Genomic DNA, 17633 nt, shown 5'->3' on the forward strand with positions numbered 1-17633 from the left:
TGCGAGAAATATAAGGATAATGTATAGCGTAAAACTTATACTCTCTTATATTTTACAAAAGTTGCTTCAGTTCAAGGTACTCTTGGTTAATATACTTTATTGTTGTGCATTCCGTAATTAATCGTTCAGATTCCAGCTGTCCAAATAATCCACTTGTGCTGAAGTCAGGCTATCAATGTTAATGCCCAGACTTTGCAGCTTGTAGCGTGCTACCTGCTCATCGAGCTCATAAGGAACATTCTCAACTTTTACGCCTATGCTCTTATAATTATCATTAACATATTTCAACGACAGTGCTTGTAACGCAAAAGTCGTATCCATAATTTCGGCAGGGTGTCCATCCGCAGCACCCAGATTTACAAGTCTGCCTTCTGCAAGCAGATATAGTTTACGTCCGTCGCGAAGCTGGTACTCTTCGATATTTTTCCGAACAGTACGCTGAGATATGGATCTTTCAGACAATTCAGGCTTATTCACTTCAACGTCGAAATGGCCTGCATTGCACATGATTGCGCCATCCTTCATCACATCATAATGTTCACCGCGAATGACATAACGGTTACCCGTTACTGTAACGAAGAAATCACCAACCTTAGCAGCTTCCAGCATAGGCATAACTTCGAAACCATCCATATGTGCTTCAACGGCTTTAATAGCATCCACTTCTGTCACAACCACTTTTGCGCCCAACCCTTTGGCACGCATAGCAACACCTTTACCGCACCAGCCGTATCCGACAACAACTACAGTTTTGCCAGCAACGATCAGGTTGGTCGTCCGAATAATTCCATCCCATGCGGATTGGCCTGTGCCATAGCGGTTATCAAACAAATATTTGCAATAAGCATCATTTACTGCGACCATTGGGAACTTCAACACACCTTGCTTTTGAAGAGCTTTTAGACGAATGATGCCGGTTGTTGTTTCTTCAGCACCCCCACGAATATTCTCCATTAGATCAGGACGCTCCGAATGTAGCAAGGTAGCAAAATCCCCACCATCATCAATAATCAAATCCGGTTTGCTTTCCAGCGCCTTGATATTAAGGGCTTTGAACTCTTCAGGAGAAGGGTTGTATTTAGCAAATACGGTAATTCCGTCCTCTACAAGCGCCGCACATACATCATCCTGTGTAGAAAGTGGATTGGATCCAGTAATGGTTACTTCTGCACCGCCTGCTTTGACTACCTTCGCCAGATAAGCGGTTTTAGCTTCCAAATGAAGCGTAATGGAGACTTTCAGTCCTTTGAACGGCTGTTCAGCTTCGAACTGCTCACGGATACGGTTCAATACCGGCATATGTTGACGAACCCAGTCGATTTTCAAATGACCTTCGGGTGCGAGTGACATATCCGCCACGATACTATTTTGATTTGATGAACTCATAATGAAACCTCCTAAAAGTTTTGTGAGCATTACTTCTTGAATCTACTTCGTACAAAACTTACTTCGTAAGCATACACTTTGTTTTGTGAGCATTACTTCTTGAATCTACTTCGTACAAATCTTGCTTCGTAAGCATACGCTTTGTTTTATGGAGCAATACTTCTCTACATATAAATGATGCGATGCGTCCCACTATAATCAGGTTCAATAGCCATCAGCTCATCTAACCATGGAAGTCCGTAGCGGTTCAAGTAATACATGATATTGTACACTCTTTCTTGCAGTTTACCCAGTGGCATTAACGACAGCTCGATTCGCTCCCATTGACGGATTGCAGCTTCATTCTGTTTTGCCATTGCATCTTGAGCTTTCGCTTGTAAAAAAGTAATCTGATCTAAAATCTTATCTTTATTGTTATTCCCTAGTTTTAGCAGACCTGCCTGAATGGTTCCAAGCTGCTCAATCAGTGGTTCGTACATGGCGGAGAAAGTAGCTTTAGTTTCTTCGAAACGTTGTTCAATCCCCAGCTCATCCTGTGCAGCCAACCACTCATGTCTTTTACGATCTAAACCCTGTCTTACATCCTCAAAGCTTAGTTGATATTTATCCATATGCTTATGAAGCGTACCTTCCACCACTGTGAAAGACATTCTCGGGATGATCAGGGGCATTTGTCCTCCAATGGTCTCAAACGCATGATGCGGAATGGCCCAATAAGCAATCTCACCTTGACCTAGCACCGTAGCTAGAACCGGCAACACATAATCCTGCATAAGCGGACGTGTCAGCACGTTGTTACTGAATCGTTCCGGATAAACCTTCACTTCCTCCAGTAGTTCATCACGGGTGAACGATACCTGGCCCTTGCGATCGGAAAAATTGCCATCTTTCTTATGAAGCAATAATCGTACACCTTCATGTATATAAAAGAGGTTGGCATTGCCTGCCGTAACGTCAGCTTGAAGCTCATATCCTGCGTTTACGATATCAGAAGCAGAATTCATGTACGCTGTTTCCAGTGCATCATTCTGCATAATTAGCGAAGTGAAGAAAGGCTCTTCTACCTTACGAAGGTTAGGATCAGCAGAATCAAGCAGGATCAGACCAAATTCACCAAATAAAGAACCCATCAGCTTGGCAAAAGCATCCGTCATACTGTCTGATCTAAATGAAGAAGATCGAATAAATTCCATGATTTGCGGTTTAAAGTCACTATCTTGAAGTAGCGCATCCAGCTGCTCCACTACTTGCTGCCAGCTTTCCTCTTCTACGTGAATATTACTCACCGAGGAGCGTTTCTCCTCTGATTTTTCTATCTTAATCTTTGTAATCTCTTGCGTACGATTCAATACATACGTATGATTCACTTCGTCCCAGTCATGATCCTCTCCTGCAATCCAGAATAATGGGACTACAGGCCGACCGAGCTGTTCTGCTGCTTCTTTTGCCGCCATAATGGTTGTCATTGCTTTATATACTACAAGCAGTGGTCCTGTGAAAAGTCCGCTTTGCTGCCCACCAGTAACCACTAATGTTCCCGGCTGTTCCAAAAGCGCCAGCGAAGCCATCACCGCATCATGTGAGTTATGCTTTTCATTATATTGTCGCAGACATGCAGCAACTTGTGTCCGGTCCGCACGGAGACCCTCACTACGATCCAGCCATTCCGCCCGAATGCTTCTACTCTCTTTACTTCGGAAATCCCCACCATACAAATGACTAACCTTCTCAAAATTTTCTATATAGTCGCGCGCGAGTGCAGATCCACCCGGGAGCGGTTCCTTAACAATATTCATTTGCTAGTGCCTCCAGTTCTACTGAGCAGTTATATGTAAATCCAAGTTCGTAAACTCTATATGATTGTATCCAATGTCAGGGGCCGCGTCAAAAGAATTACATACCTGCAAAAAAGCAATGCAAGAGCAGCCGTTTTATTTTCTTTTCCTTTAAAATGATTATTAAATATCCCCACTACATACAAGAGGCGAGAGCATAACGCTCCCGCCTGTCTAATACTCGCTATAGATTTAAGCAAATTTTTTGCTTACCCAGTGTCCTTTGGATACTTCTACTAATTCAAAGTCACTATCATTGCTCTTTTCGTTAGCAGAATAAATAGGACTACCAAGCTCATCATGCAAGTGAATACGTTTCTTGTTCACTTCAATTTCCGGATCCGGAATTGGAATAGCTGACAAGAGAGATTTAGTATAAGGATGGATAGGATTTGCATAAAGCTCTTCACTTTCCGCCAATTCTACCATTTTACCCAAGTACATAACTGCTACGCGATCACTGATATGTTTAACCATGGACAGATCATGCGCGATGAAAAGATAAGTTAGTCCCAGACGATCTTGCAATTCCTTAAGCAAGTTTACGACCTGAGCCTGGATGGATACGTCAAGCGCGGAAATCGGCTCATCACAAACGATGAACTTAGGATTTACCGCTAACGAACGGGCAATCCCAATACGTTGGCGTTGTCCACCAGAGAATTCATGCGGATAACGAGTAGCGTGATCATGGTTAAGACCAACCATATCGAGCAGCTCTTCGATCCGTTTTTTACGTTCTGCACGGCTACCAGCCATTCCGTGAATGTCCAGAGCCTCGCCGATGATATCAGAAACCGTAAAACGCGGGTTAAGTGATGCGTACGGATCTTGGAAAATCATCTGCATGTCACGGCGCATAGCTTTCATTTTGCCAGAAGGCAATTTGTAAATGTCCGTACCATTGTATTTCACACTTCCGGCAGTTGGCTCATACAAGCGAAGAATTGTACGTCCAGCAGTAGTCTTACCACAACCGGACTCTCCTACCATTCCAAGCGTCTCGCCCTCACGGATCGTGAAGTTAATATTATCAACAGCCTTAAGAACCTTGCCTTGACCTACATTAAAATATTTCTTAAGACCTTCTACCTCTATTAGGTTCTTACTCAAGAGTACTGCACCTCCTTGGCCATCGAATGCAGATTCCAGCAACGCGCCATATGCGTTTCGCTGAATTCTGTGGCGCCGGGATCGATTTGTTCGCAAACATGCATTGCTTCATTGCAACGCGCGGTGAACGGACATCCGATCGGCGGCTTGATCAGATCCGGCGGTGTGCCGATGATCGGAATAAGCGGCTCGCCTTTCTTTTGGTCCAGACGCGGCATTGAGCGCAGCAGACCTTTGGTATATGGATGCTGTGGATTCTTAAAGATTTCCCATCTTGTTCCGGTCTCCACAACTTCACCTGCATACATTACAATAACCCGATCACACATACCGGCAACGACGCCAAGATCATGGGTAATCAAAATGATGGAGGTACCTAGTTTTTGCTGCATCTCTCTCATAACTTCCATGATCTGCGCCTGAATGGTTACGTCAAGAGCCGTTGTAGGCTCGTCCGCTATGAGTAAAGCCGGACGGCAGGCTAGCGCGATTGCAATCATTACACGCTGGCGCATACCGCCTGAAAACTCGTGGGGATATTGGTTAAAGCGAGCCTCAGCATTTGAGATGCCAACTAATTTGAGCATCTCAATACCTTGCTTTTTCGCTTCGGCCGCTGACATTTTCTGATGTTTAATCAAAACTTCAGTGATCTGTTTGCCCACTTTGATGGTTGGGTTCAAAGAAGTCATCGGGTCTTGAAAAATCATGCCAATATCTTTACCGCGAATGGATTCCATTTCTTTCATGCTTTTGTCTAGCAGATTTTGTCCTTGGAAAATAATCTCTCCCTTTTTCACTTTTGAGGGTGGGGAAGGGATCAACCGCATAATCGATTGTGCAGTTACACTCTTACCGCTGCCGGACTCGCCGACGATGGCAACCGTTTCACCTTTGCCAATTTCAAAATTCATACCACGGACAGCTTGCACTTCTCCGCCTTTAACAAAAAACGAAACATGCAAATCTTTGACTTGTAAAATAGGTTCCATCCATAACCCTCCTACTTCTTCAGCTTAGGATCAAGCGCGTCACGAAGACCATCACCGAAAATATTGAAAGAAAGCATGGTTAAACTGATCAGAATGGCAGGGAACAGGAAGCGCCATGGATAGTACAACCAACCGGTGAGAGAATCGTTAATCATAGATCCAAGTGAAGCGATAGGAGCTTGTACACCAAGACCCAAGAAGCTTAGGAAAGCCTCGGCAAAAATTGCATTTGGTACAGAAAGTGTAATCGTTACAATAATCGGACCCACTGCGTTTGGCAGAAGGTGTTTGAACAACAGTCTCGCAGAACCGGCACCCATGGAACGGGAAGCCAATACGAACTCGCGATTCTTGAGCTGCATAATTTCACCGCGTACAATCCACGACATCGTAATCCAACCCGTAATGGTTAAGGCTAGGATGATGGTACCAAGACTTGGTTCAAGCACAACCAAGAGCAAAATTACAACAAGCAGATAAGGAATAGAGTACAAAATTTCGGAGAATTTGTTCATGATATTATCTACACGGCCGCCGAAGAAGCCCATAATACCTCCATAGATAACACCGATGAACAAGTCGATGGCTGCCGCAGCTAGACCAACGATCAAGGAGATCCGTGCGCCGTACCAAGTACGAACGAAAATATCACGTCCAAGATCATCCGTTCCAAACCAGTGATCGGAGGAAGGGGGCTTATTGGTATTCATCAAGTCATTGGAATAATAGTTATATTTCGAGAATAAGGGAGCGATAATCGCTGCTAGCACGATCAAGCCTAGAATCCCAAGCGCGGTCATCGCCATTTTGTTCTGACGCAACCGTTGCCAAGAATCTTTCCAGGCAGAGAGACTCTCCCGCTGAATTACCTCGGCTTCTTTTTCATCTACACCGACTTTTTGAAAGTCTTCCGGTTTTAGATTCATGTTCTTTAACAAGTTATTATCAGATGCCACTCTTTAGCCCTCCTTTCCTCCACTTAATTTCATACGTGGGTCAATCAATACATAAGCAATATCAGTAATGAAACGGGCTACCATGAGTAGTACACCATAGAAAATGGTAATCCCCATAATAACGGTATAGTCACGGACACCAATCGCTTCCACGAACTGTTTACCAATACCCCCAACGCCAAAGATCTGCTCGATAACAACCGAACCTGTTACGATGTTAGCTGTCATAGGTCCCATGTAAGTAACAACCGGCAGGATACCGTTACGAAGTACGTGACGGCTTAGAATAGCCATCCAGCTTAATCCCTTAGCCTTAGCCGTTTTGATATAATCCGCATTCAGAACTTCAAGCATACTTGAACGTGTCAAGCGCGCTATAAATGCTATCGGCTGAGCCGAGAGCGCTGCTACAGGAAGGAAATAATAGATTGGCCCTTTAAAACCTGAAACCGGTACCCAACCCAATTTGAAAGCGAACACATACTGTAATAATGACGCGACTACAAAGCTCGGAACCGCAATCCCCAGAACGGCCAACACCATCGCGGCGCTGTCCAGAAACTTTCTGTGATAGAGTGCCGCTAACATGCCGAGAAGAACCCCAACAATAACCGCCACAACAATTGCGACGAGTCCCAGCTTCAGCGACGCTGAAAAGGTTTGGCCAATCAAATGTGATACATCTTGATTCAGGCGTTTCATGGATACACCCAGATCACCTTGGACAATATCACCTAAATACTTAAAATACTGATGAGAGAGCGGCTTGTCCAGACCATATTGCTCCATCAAACGCGCTTTAATTTCTGGCGGTACTTTTTTCTCAGAAGTAAACGGATCCCCTGGAATAGCTTTCATCAAGAAAAAAGTTGCAGAAATCAGTACAAATAATGAAACCAACATATAGAAGAATTTATTTGCGACATAACGAACCATCCCCATCACACCTCCTCCGACAATTTTTTTGAGAGCATTATATTGATTTTATGAAAAAAACGGATTTTTGTCCATTTTCTAAATATGTTATAAATAACAATAAATAACAAATAGACGGAAATACAAAAAAAAGGGATATATATGGAGTTCCACATATATATCCCGAAGTATTGTGTTACTTCAGTCAACTAACTATTCTGTTTAATTTACATGAGCTAAATCTTAGTGCTCAAGCAAGTATCCACGAGTCAAGTCAATTGCACCACTGAAGTCAAGAGTAACACCTTTGAGGTACTCTTTAGTCAGGGAGTTGTTAGTGTAGTAGTACAATGGAATCAAAACTTGATCTTGCTCGATGAGCAATTTCTCAGCTGCTGCAAACTTGTCTTGACGTTCTTTCAAGTCAGTACTTGCTTTAGCTTCGCTGATCAATTTGTCATACTCAGGGTTAGCGTAACCAGTATCATTGTTACCGCCACCTGTTACCCACATATCAAGGAAAGTCATTGGATCATTGTAATCCGCAGTCCAACCAGCACGTGCAACTTGGTAGTTCAGGTTTTGACGGTTTTCAATAAATACAGCCCACTCTTGGTTAACGGTTTGTACGTCAATACCAAGATTGTTTTTCCACATATCAGCAATCGCCAAAGCGATTTTCTTGTGACCTTCACTTGTGTTGTAAGTCAAAGAGAATGTAGGCAGTTTATCCATACCTTCTTCTTTCAGACCTTCAGCAAGCAAAGTTTTAGCTTGTTCTAGATCTTCAGTGAAGTAACTATCTTTAACTGCTGCACGGTATTCACCATCAGCACCAGCGATACCCGGAGGTACATAACCGAATGCTGGGAATTGTCCACCTTGTACTACATTGTCAATCAAAGCTTGACGGTTAATGGACATTGCAAGAGCTTTACGGATTTTAGCGTTTGTGAATGGTTTTTCAGTGATATTAAATTCGTAGTAGTATACGGAAGCAATACCTTTACGGCTGAATTCTTTAGGAAGTTCTTTTTGCACGATTGGAATTTGTTCTGATGGAATTTCACCAGTTGGTCCACCGGCACGATCGTATTCACCGTTCTTGTAGCTGAGCAGTTCAGTTGCACCGCTGTTTACAAGGGAGAAGTCGATTTTGTTAAGTTTAATGGAATCTTTATCCCAGTATTTATCGTTTTTAGTTACAACAAGTGTTTGACCTGTAGTCCACTCAGTAAGAGTGAAAGCACCGTTAACGATCATAGTATCTTTGCTTGTTGCCCATTTTGGATTACTCTCAATGGATTTGTGTACAGGGTAATAAGTGTAGAAGGAAAGCAATCCAAGGAAGTAAGGAGTTGGGGCTTCAAGAGTAACTTCAAGAGTTTTCTCATCAACCGCTTTGATACCTACTTGACTGAAATCGGTAATTTCCTTGTTGTAGAACTTTTGAGCATTTTTGATGTAGTACAATTGATAAGCGTAAGGTGCAGCGGATGCAGCAGCAGGATCGAGCACGCGTTTCCAAGCGCGAACGAAGTCTTCTGTTGTTACAGGATCGCCATTACTCCATTGTGAATCACGGAGTTTGAAAGTATATACCAGACCGTCAGCGGAAACATCCCAGCTTTCAGCAACACCTGGTTCAGCTTGACCAGATTCAGCATTCATGCGAGTTAGACCTTCGTACATTGTTGTCAGGACAGTGTGAGCTTGGCTATCTTGAGCCAATCCTGGGTCAAAAGTTGGAGGCTCAGAGCTTAGGTTAATTCTCAGTGTTTGGTCCGCAGCCAATTTCTCTTCTGTAGCCGCATTACCAGTTCCCGTGTTACCAGTGTTACCAGCATTACCTTTATTGCCGCTGTTCGCGTTGTTTCCGCCGCAGCCAGCAAGCACTGTGCCGATAACAAGTACTAATGCAAGCATTAGCAATAGACTTTTACTCTTCTTCATCTAGCAGTTCCCCCTAAATAGAATGTGGTATATGGTTTATGATTATACAACCAGTGGTCAAAAAAATCTAGTGGTATGTTTTCAGAAAATTCTTTTTTTATTAAAACTTTAAACTTTTGTGACGTTGCCGCTTCACCGGAGCAGTGGAACATTACATCGCTTGTGATATGTACTTAATTAGCCCTACAAACATAAATAATAAATATCCGGCACTCATAAAAAAGAAGGAAAGTCTCCAAACTGCCCGAAATAACCGCTTCCCATCTACTTTTCCTTTTAGTCGATTCTGAGCGCCGCCAATCAGTCCAGTGGATATTAATACAATAAGTAGTATAAGATAAAACCCAAAACCGTTATTAAACAAGTTGTTAAATAATGCAGAGACCGACAATAATAAAAAAAATGTAGTCACGTCCATAGCGAGCATAAAAGTTTTCTTTTTATCTTTTTTCAAGCCTTTTCCAATGAAATAAACAATTAAAAACGGTATTATTGGAATCAAGCTTAAAGTACCGACCGAATTCATCAGCAATTCCATAGCTTCACCTCTCCTCCGAGATCATACCTATATTCCCTCTACTAGTTGGCAAATCAAGCGATGTAAAGGAACCATTGTTCCAGTGCGTTCTGCCATTTCTACAAGACTTCCATTGATCCAATGAATTTCTGTGCTTCTTGAAGCTAGAACATCTGCCAGCATGGATGAAGTATTGCCCGCCGTTGTCCTGCACACTTTAAGAATGTTATCCCACGCATCATGATCATAAGTAACTCCGCAGGCATCATATACCATAGTAGCTTCTCTAAAAAGTTCTCTCATTAACTGCAGGCGCTCTTCTGAAGCAAGCAGTTCACCATTTGGAATACGCCAAATCGCTGTGAGCGGATTAATAACGGCATTGATTAGGAGCTTCCGGTAAATCATGGTATCCACTTCATTCGACAAAAAGGCTGAGAATCCTGCCATAATGAGAACTTCTATTAAATAATTCACTTGTAAATCAGTATGTATACTGTGGGCTTGTCCATTCTTTAAGCTCCATTTCCCTACCCATACCTCACCCGCACCTGCATGAATGACTTCAGTTATAAACTTTCGCTTCGCAGCTTCTGTTGTTACGGCAGCATATAAATTAGCTTTCGGCAGCAATTTACTGAGCATCTCCATATGTCCAATGCCATTTTGAAAACAAATGATGTGTACCTGTAGTTCCCTAAGAGGGGACAGAAATTCAGGTAAAACATTATGTAGTATGTCCTGTTTAACTGTTACTATGATCCAATCACTGGGCTCACGAAGATAGGCAGCTGCAAATCCCTCTATTGGTGCGGACACAAATCGATCCCCTGAAATCGAAATCGGATCGCGGCCATCCTCATAGCTCACAGTTAAGCCCGCATCTTTTAATTTCCGGCACTGCTCTACCCCTCGACACCACAATCTCACTTCATTCCCGGACTGGGTCAGTCTCCCTGCCAAAAGCAGCCCAAGTGAACCCGCACCGATTATATCGATTTTCATCTGATCCTCCTGTTGATCTCAAACGCAATTTTTCTAAGTATAGCCTTAATATACCAAGAAGAACCACCGTTGTCGTCCTCCATAAATGACAATACAAAACCAAAACGCCCGCAAATGGCGCTAATAAAGCGAACCACTTACGGGTGTTTTAGTTTGCCTATCTTTTATTCAATACGTTCTAAATTTCCATTCCCATCCATTTTGAAACGAGTCTTCATTTCTTCTTCTTCTTCGTTTAAGAAAGCTAGCCTACGCGCACGATCCATAATCTGAATTAAAGCTTTGTAATCATCATTGACTACCCGGTAGTCACTTTGAGCAAGATTAACCTCTTTTGACAACCGCTCATTCTCAGATCTTAATTCAGTTAATTCATCTTCCTTCTCGCGCAAATCTCTCTCCAGCATTTTCAGCTGGCGTCCTGCCTCCTGGATTGTACCTTTCCATTGTCTCAGGAAACGTATAACCGCATCAATGGATAATGTGTTTTCACTTAATCCTTCGCCTCGTCCGAACTCCTCATCGTTATCCCCGAGAATCAGACCCGCTACCTGCGCTCCTCTTACTGACGGTTGCTTTTTCAGGTAACTTCTCTTTTGACGTTGGCCTTTAGCGATTCCAATTGCACCTTCATAGCTTTTTCGAACACAGCTGTTCCAGCGGAATCCGCATGCAGCCGACGTTCTGCCGATTTTCTCACCCACTTCTTCAAAAGCAGCAAGTTGTGTGCTGCCCTCCCGAATGTGGCGCAAGGTTACTTCTGCCAGTATTAGATCATCTTCTGCACTCCAAGCATCCTGTCTAACGGCTGTCATCCAACCAAACCTCCTAACAACATCTTGAAATAACCATCTCCATAACCGACAGCTCTGCCGGGTAGTGAATAGGGATAAAAGCTGCTTACTCCATTTCTATGCTTCTCATAGAGTTCATAGAATCTATTTGATACTAAATTGTATTTCCATTATCTGCCCACATCATACGCTTTAAGTAATAAATTCTCTTTTTTCAAGCACTAAACACTTCAGTCAATTATAAAAATCACATTTTTTCAAGATTAGTGTATTTTTTTCAATGAATTCGTTTACACATTTTTACTGAACGGGTATAATAAGTCGAAGGAATATTCGTGAGATACATACTGGAAGGGGGACTCTCTCTTGGACCGCATGTTTCGGGTATTAGGTTTTTTTACATTGGCTATAGGATTGATGGCTTTCGCCGGAGGTCTGACAGAAATGGCCTTGCTTTTCTTTTTGCAAACCGCTTTTTTCGTAATTCTCGGTTATTTGAAATTTACTGAAAAAACTTATGTCCTACTTTTCTGGGCATACATGATTTTGACTTTCACCGGTTTCAGCTATTGGACGATCTTTCAAATGGGTCTTCCACTATAAATTGCAGTACACTCTTGAAGCGGATGAGGTCCTTATTTAATAAGGATCACTTCCGTTTTTTTGTTTATCAGTTAGTATATATATGAGGCCCCACAAATACCTGAGTACGCATTGAAGGATAGCCTCACTTTGTGGGGATTTTTTGTATGTATGCTATTTTAGAAGGGTTAAACATATTATTAGTACATACATATATCCATTCAAGAAGAAACGGTTTTGCCGTCTTTTAGGGCCAGTTTCCATTTCTACGAGAAATAGAAGGATGATCTATGGAGTAAAACAGATAAATTATTTTCTTAAATTTCAAAAAAAGGTGGTGGTGTGGTGCGCTCCCGCAATGCCCAAAGCCGCATGATGGCAACCATACTAATTCTCTTCTGCTGTACATTATTTCCGTTACAATCTACGATGTACCTGTCTGCCGATCCTAGCGGTTCTTTTTTCAATTCCTCTATACCAGATAATGAAGAAACCCGTAAACTTCTGGAGCAGACCTTATCTTCCGCAGAAATTGAACGGGAGATCATCAAGATTACAGCCGAACAAAAAGCACTTGAAGAAAAGGTAGATTACCTAGAAGAGCAAGCTATCCAGAAAAAATCCGCCATCGTAAATCAACAAGAGCGTGCAGGTGCGGTCCTTCGTTCTTATTATATGGGGGATAGAGACGGTCTCTTAGCCGCATTTCTATCCGCGAAGAGCATTAGCAGATTCCTGGCACTATTCGATTATTATGAAATAATTATTGGAAATGACCGCAACATTCTCACACAATACGAGGACCAATATAAGGATCTAAAGAAGACCCTCCAGACTGCACAGCGCAGCTCGAAGGATCTTGCACAGCTGCGAACCGCTCTGGAGGAACAGAAAATTCGGGTAGCCGCGCTCAATAAAGAAATTGAAGGTGGGATTAAAGACAGTAGTGATCCTGATAATATGAGCGCTCTGCTTCAAGAATTCACATTATATTGGGAGAATATTGGTTTGCGTGAGGTAAAGACCTACTTCAAAGCATTATCTACCGCAATGAATAAATTACCGCAGTTTGTCCAGAATCGAGAGGGTGTTCTTACTCGTAAGGGGATGACTTATGTTCTGAATCTGAAGGAAGAGGATTTAAACGAATTCCTTCAGTCCCAGAATAAGCTATTTAACGATTTCGCATTTCATTTTAATGACGGAACGATTACTGCTACAGGAAAAAGTGGAGCTTTAGCCCTTTCATTAACCGGCCACTACGTCATACAGGAAGAACCCATCAACGGACTTATATTCCAAGTCGATCATGTTGTATTTAATGGACTCGAATTACCTGACACCACTAGAAGAACACTTGAGGAGGAATTTGATTTAGGCTTTTACCCTGCAAAAATTGTTTCTTTCCTACGTGCCACAGAAGTAGATAGCAAAGAGGGCGTCCTCCAGGTTAAACTATCTATCTCATTCTAAGCCTTCCTTGATGAAATCTTTGTACCCGGCCGCATCAATTTTTCCTGTAAGCAGTAAGGATACTGCTTCAACAATCTTCCTCCAGCCGCCTTGGAATTCGACCTCCGGGGCGGTTTCTTCTGTCAGTAAAAGTTCGACTCCAAAAGGAAGCCTATATTTGAAATCATTTTCCGAACGATATAGGACATCCAGCGCAGGCAAGCTCCCCGTGTTCTCCAGCCAGTCCATCTGAGAAGCTTCAGAGGTGATAAACGTCAGCCAATTCACGGCTTCCTTTGGATTTGGGGATTGAGCTGGAAGTGCAAAGGAACGACTGTAATAGGATTCAAGTCCTCTCCCGTTACTTACGGTCAGTGGTGCTTCAGCAACTAAAGATGAATTCCCATGTTTTTCCCACTCAGAAAGCGGTAGAGCAGCAACAGCAACGCTTCCGCTCTGAATCATATCCCAAACATCTTTGTTATATCGACTGGTAAGGTAAAAATAACTGCGGGCATTTTGAGTCCAATTTATCACTTCTTGGTTATCCGATAGCAAGCTGCTGTTCATACTCTCCATAACGGCGGACAATCCATATGGATTACGTGTATCCATCGCGAGTAAATATTTCCCTTGCTCTTTGAGCACATTCTGAAGTAATGTGTTCCACTGTTCCAGACTTCTTGGTAAGGTGGTGAATCCCAGTTCCGCAAGCCGCTGTGGTGAATAAACAAGTACATAAGGGTCGATATCCAGCGGCACTCCCCAATTATATCCGTTCCATTGCATCCAGGGGATTAACTGAGTTAACGGTGCAGTTCCCGGAATGCTCTGATATACATCCACCGGCAACAAATATCCACGTGTAGCCCAGTCGAGAATACTTCGTCCATCCGCCATAACGATATCCGGGCTATCCCCGATGGTTAGATCACGCTTCAAAACTTCGTCTGCATCCTCGCTATCAATATTTCTTAATATTACCTTTACTCCACTTTCTAAAGTATAACGATTGCTTAGAAGCTCCAGTTCACTGAATTCCTCACTATTTAAGGATACTGTAATGCGCAGGCTATCTATAGATCCCTCTTCCCCTGAAGAGGGGTTTGTCGACTGATTTTGTGGTTTTTTCATAGGATGTGGGTCGTTATTGGTACTCAATTCCATACTGGGTGACAAGCTTGTCAGCGATAGTAGTAAAATTGCAAAAAGCAGCCAATAATTTTTGCGTTTCAGCACATTTCCCCACCTTCCCCATGATTACTCACCCCTATTTTACCAAACCCGCCGCTGCTTGTCTTTAGAATGTGAAAACGTTCTCTTACTATTATATAGGTGAAACGATAGAGAAATTTAAAACGTTCATGATTCTCTGAGTGCGAGGGGCGCTCCGTGTGCGGATTATTCTTCCGATCGCTGTTGTCCCCAGATTTATGGATGATATTCCTAAGCGGTATAAATCCGGAGACAAAGGCGAACCCTAGCACTTCTACAGAACAATTCCTCCCCCTTCGCTTTCCGCTCTTCATCTAATAACCATAACCTGATAAACTCCTCCGCCGTTTCTGGACGGCAGGAAAAAGCCGGGAGGTCTGCTGCTCCCGGCTGAGATTTAAAATAAGTTAGAGAAGATCCGCGGCCAATTGGGCCAGACGGGAACGCTCGCCTTTTTCCAAAGTAATATGTCCGCTAATCCCTTGCTGCTTAAACTTCTCAACAATATAGCTAAGTCCGTTACTCGCAGCATCCAGATACGGATGATCGATTTGCTCCGGATCCCCCATAAGAATGACTTTACTCCCTTCACCCGCTCTGGAGACGATCGTCTTCACTTCATGACGGGAAAGGTTCTGAGCTTCATCAATAATAATGAACTGTGCAGGGATTGAACGGCCACGAATATAAGTTAAGGCTTCTACCTGTATGCTGCCTAAGCCCATTAATATTTTATCGATATCGCCAGCTTTTTTGGTGTCGAACAAGAACTCCAGATTATCATAAATAGGCTGCATCCAAGGTCTGAGCTTCTCATCCTTCTCTCCAGGTAAATATCCAATATCTTTCCCCATTGGAACGACTGGACGGGCAATGAGCAGTTTTTTGTATTTATGCTCATCCTCAACTTTGAATAGTCCGGCAGCAAGTGCCAATAATGTCTTTCCTGTACCTGCCTTGCCTGTAATGGTTACAAGCGGGATTTCATCATTGAGAAGCAGCTCCAATGCCATTCGTTGTTGAGCATTTCGCGCGCTGATCCCCCAAACTGAATCATTGCCCAGATAGAGCGGCTCCAGACGGGTTGCCTCACTATTCACCTTGAGAAGAGCTGATTTGCCCGTGCCTATCTCATCCTTAAGGATCACAAATTCATGAGGGTAGAGCGGGTACGACAGCGCGAGCTGTTTAACCGTTAAAGAACGGTGACTGTAATATTCATCAATCAATGCCGGATGAACCTGCAAAGATTGGTAACCGGTGTAAAGTTCATTTAAATCCCCAGTACGATCTGATAAATAATCCTCTGGTGTAATTCCTAGCACATCCGCTTTTATACGGACCAGCACATCCTTACTCACAAGCACTACGGGACGCGGATCAGGCTTCTCTTTCTCTTCAATTAAATAATTGAGCGCTACAGCCAAAATCCGATTGTCGTTAGACACCTCTCCAAACATTTCCTGTACTTTCACAAAACTGCGATGGTTAAGTTCTACCTTCAGCTTGCCTCCATGCTCCAGCTCCACACCACTATGCAGATGTCCTAGTTCACGAAGTCCATCCAGCAATCGGGAAACCGTGCGGGCATTCCGACCAATTTCGTCAGCGTTGCGCTTTTTGGAGTCGATTTCTTCCAGCACAACTGCTGGAATAACCACCTCATGCTCCTTGAAAGAGAAAATCGAATTGGGGTCGTGCAAAAGCACGTTGGTATCTAGCACAAATATCTTGTTCATATTATCCCCTCCACAGCGCCTGGTTTGATTGATCATACATAACTCTTTCCGCCAAGGGAAAAGATAAGGTACAGAAACGATCTTGGCTGAAAGGAGTAATCACATATGAGAAAATCAATATGTCTGTTGCTGGTACTGCTGCTATTGACAAGCTGCGGTATCGCTAATAAAAAGACATCACCCTCTCCTCAGAATAAACAATCTGCGAATGCTGTAAAGGGTACGGGAAACCATGAGGTCCGGCAATTGGCCAACGATGGTGCAACTAATCCTAAGGCCACCTCAAAAGCTGGTCACACCGTCAGTGTTAAGGGCGAAAGTGAAATTGCACTTAAGGATCATTTTGAACAGTTGGCCAAAAGAGTTCCTGGTGTGAATGGCGCACACTGTGTAGTCATGAACAAAGTAGCCATTGTAGGTCTTGACGTAGAAGGTTCTCTAGACCGATCACGTGTCGGAAGCATTAAATATTCTGTAGCGGAAGCTATCCGCAAAGACCCGAGAAGTGTACGTGCACTTGTCACAGCCGATATGGATCTCTCCAGCCGCTTAGCGGACATGAGCCGCCATATCTCTCAGGGACATCCGATTTCCGGATTCTCATCCGAACTGGCTGATATCATCGGTCGAATCATGCCGCAGCTGCCAGAAGATACTAAACCGATTAAAAATGCAGAGTAGAGGTTAAAAAAAGCCCAGTGATATTCTCACTAGGCTTTTTTCATGGCAGCAAATACTTGTCCGTCCAGCTTCTCAGCGGCACGTCCATCATAAACCTTTGCATATCTTGGGGCGGATTCAAGCTGCGCTCCATAAAAAAGCGCGTTACGCACCGCCATAATTTCAACATCAAAGCAGCACATCTTGAAAGGCACATCCTGAAGTGGATCCTGCTTTACAACGGCACTGCCGTTAATCGCATAGACAGTACCCTCACCGAACACAGTGACGGTTACTAACGGGTTAACCTTCATGTTGTTCACGAGTCTGGAACGATGATCTACAGCCAGACGCACAGTACTAGGACTAACTGCATAAATCCACGAAATGGCCGTGGACGTTGGACCTCCTGTTTCCGCATCAACGGTGTTGAGAAGAACAAAAGTTTCCGATTGCAGCATCGATAACAAGGTTTCGTTCAGCTGAGCAACGGCTTCGGACATAAGTACTGGCCCCCTA

At 43.3% G+C, this 17633-nt stretch carries 16 protein-coding genes; 3 read left to right on the forward strand and 13 right to left on the reverse strand.

Features of this window, described 5'->3' with window-relative positions; genetic code table 11:
- Positions 1–117: 117 nt before the first annotated feature.
- From CA598_RS10170 to CA598_RS10215, 10 genes are all read right to left on the reverse strand, one after another.
- Entirely contained in the window at positions 118–1389 is a 1272-nt protein-coding gene (locus CA598_RS10170; RefSeq protein WP_179283639.1) for an adenosylhomocysteinase, read from the reverse strand.
- A gap of 161 nt (positions 1390–1550) precedes the next feature.
- Positions 1551–3182 carry a bacillithiol biosynthesis cysteine-adding enzyme BshC gene (gene bshC / locus CA598_RS10175; RefSeq protein ID WP_094876437.1) on the reverse strand — a complete coding sequence of 544 codons (1632 nt, stop codon included), beginning with the start codon at positions 3180–3182 and terminating at the stop codon, positions 1551–1553.
- Positions 3183–3413: 231 nt separating this feature from the next.
- Entirely contained in the window at positions 3414–4334 is a 921-nt protein-coding gene (locus CA598_RS10180) for an ABC transporter ATP-binding protein (RefSeq protein ID WP_179283636.1), read from the reverse strand.
- Positions 4331–5326: an ABC transporter ATP-binding protein gene (locus CA598_RS10185; RefSeq protein ID WP_094870344.1), complete on the reverse strand. Its 996-nt coding sequence runs from the start codon at positions 5324–5326 to the stop codon at positions 4331–4333. Before CA598_RS10185 ends, CA598_RS10180 begins: the two co-directional genes overlap by 4 nt.
- Before the next feature lie 11 nt (positions 5327–5337).
- Entirely contained in the window at positions 5338–6252 is a 915-nt protein-coding gene (locus CA598_RS10190; RefSeq protein WP_042194363.1) for an ABC transporter permease, read from the reverse strand.
- Positions 6253–6285: 33 nt separating this feature from the next.
- A complete protein-coding gene (locus CA598_RS10195; protein ID WP_076284768.1) occupies positions 6286–7218 on the reverse strand; it encodes an ABC transporter permease in 933 nt (310 codons plus the stop codon).
- A 222-nt stretch (positions 7219–7440) separates the two neighbouring features.
- Complete coding sequence (locus tag CA598_RS10200; RefSeq protein ID WP_094870343.1) at positions 7441–9150, reverse strand: peptide ABC transporter substrate-binding protein; 1710 nt, start codon at positions 9148–9150, stop codon at positions 7441–7443.
- Positions 9151–9301: 151 nt separating this feature from the next.
- Positions 9302–9688: a DUF3397 domain-containing protein gene (locus CA598_RS10205; RefSeq protein WP_094876438.1), complete on the reverse strand. Its 387-nt coding sequence runs from the start codon at positions 9686–9688 to the stop codon at positions 9302–9304.
- A 27-nt stretch (positions 9689–9715) separates the two neighbouring features.
- Entirely contained in the window at positions 9716–10672 is a 957-nt protein-coding gene (locus CA598_RS10210) for a ketopantoate reductase family protein (RefSeq protein WP_094876439.1), read from the reverse strand.
- Between the two features lie 164 nt (positions 10673–10836).
- Positions 10837–11487: an RsfA family transcriptional regulator gene (locus CA598_RS10215; RefSeq protein ID WP_094876440.1), complete on the reverse strand. Its 651-nt coding sequence runs from the start codon at positions 11485–11487 to the stop codon at positions 10837–10839.
- 345 nt (positions 11488–11832) lie between these two features.
- Here CA598_RS10215 and CA598_RS10220 point away from each other — a divergent pair, with 345 nt between their 5' ends.
- Positions 11833–12069, forward strand: a complete 237-nt coding sequence (locus tag CA598_RS10220; protein ID WP_042130273.1) for a DUF2626 family protein — start codon at positions 11833–11835, stop codon at positions 12067–12069.
- 324 nt (positions 12070–12393) lie between these two features.
- Positions 12394–13521 carry a coiled-coil domain-containing protein gene (locus CA598_RS10225; protein WP_256989818.1) on the forward strand — a complete coding sequence of 376 codons (1128 nt, stop codon included), beginning with the start codon at positions 12394–12396 and terminating at the stop codon, positions 13519–13521.
- Here CA598_RS10225 and CA598_RS10230 read toward each other — a convergent pair.
- Both CA598_RS10230 and CA598_RS10240 read right to left on the reverse strand, forming a co-directional pair.
- Positions 13513–14739: an extracellular solute-binding protein gene (locus tag CA598_RS10230; RefSeq protein ID WP_094876441.1), complete on the reverse strand. Its 1227-nt coding sequence runs from the start codon at positions 14737–14739 to the stop codon at positions 13513–13515. The genes CA598_RS10225 and CA598_RS10230 overlap by 9 nt on opposite strands.
- A 383-nt stretch (positions 14740–15122) precedes the next feature.
- The gene (locus CA598_RS10240; protein ID WP_094870338.1) at positions 15123–16454 is read right to left on the reverse strand and encodes a PhoH family protein; all 1332 of its coding nucleotides are present in this window, start codon (positions 16452–16454) and stop codon (positions 15123–15125) included.
- A gap of 105 nt (positions 16455–16559) precedes the next feature.
- On the opposite strand from CA598_RS10240, the gene CA598_RS10245 reads away from it, so the two are divergent.
- Positions 16560–17135 carry a YhcN/YlaJ family sporulation lipoprotein gene (locus CA598_RS10245; RefSeq protein WP_094876443.1) on the forward strand — a complete coding sequence of 192 codons (576 nt, stop codon included), beginning with the start codon at positions 16560–16562 and terminating at the stop codon, positions 17133–17135.
- A 29-nt stretch (positions 17136–17164) separates the two neighbouring features.
- On the opposite strand, the gene CA598_RS10250 is transcribed toward CA598_RS10245, so the two are convergent.
- The gene (locus CA598_RS10250) at positions 17165–17617 is read right to left on the reverse strand and encodes a PNPOx family protein (protein ID WP_094876444.1); all 453 of its coding nucleotides are present in this window, start codon (positions 17615–17617) and stop codon (positions 17165–17167) included.
- Between the last annotated feature and the right edge of the window lie 16 nt (positions 17618–17633).

The organism is Paenibacillus sp. VTT E-133291 (assembly GCF_002264395.1).
Taxonomy (GTDB): Bacteria; Bacillota; Bacilli; order Paenibacillales; family Paenibacillaceae; genus Paenibacillus_AQ; species Paenibacillus_AQ nitricinens.

Coding starts and splice junctions, on each gene's coding strand:
- bshC (WP_094876437.1), bottom strand. CDS start 3,182: ATGAATATTGTTAAGGAACCGCTCCCGGGTGGATCTGCACTCGCGCGC.
- CA598_RS10185 (WP_094870344.1), bottom strand. CDS start 5,326: ATGGAACCTATTTTACAAGTCAAAGATTTGCATGTTTCGTTTTTTGTT.
- CA598_RS10190 (WP_042194363.1), bottom strand. CDS start 6,252: ATGAATCTAAAACCGGAAGACTTTCAAAAAGTCGGTGTAGATGAAAAA.
- CA598_RS10195 (WP_076284768.1), bottom strand. CDS start 7,218: ATGGTTCGTTATGTCGCAAATAAATTCTTCTATATGTTGGTTTCATTA.
- CA598_RS10200 (WP_094870343.1), bottom strand. CDS start 9,150: ATGAAGAAGAGTAAAAGTCTATTGCTAATGCTTGCATTAGTACTTGTT.
- CA598_RS10205 (WP_094876438.1), bottom strand. CDS start 9,688: ATGGAATTGCTGATGAATTCGGTCGGTACTTTAAGCTTGATTCCAATA.
- CA598_RS10210 (WP_094876439.1), bottom strand. CDS start 10,672: ATGAAAATCGATATAATCGGTGCGGGTTCACTTGGGCTGCTTTTGGCA.
- CA598_RS10215 (WP_094876440.1), bottom strand. CDS start 11,487: ATGACAGCCGTTAGACAGGATGCTTGGAGTGCAGAAGATGATCTAATA.
- CA598_RS10240 (WP_094870338.1), bottom strand. CDS start 16,454: ATGAACAAGATATTTGTGCTAGATACCAACGTGCTTTTGCACGACCCC.
- CA598_RS10245 (WP_094876443.1), top strand. CDS start 16,560: ATGAGAAAATCAATATGTCTGTTGCTGGTACTGCTGCTATTGACAAGC.
- CA598_RS10250 (WP_094876444.1), bottom strand. CDS start 17,617: ATGTCCGAAGCCGTTGCTCAGCTGAACGAAACCTTGTTATCGATGCTG.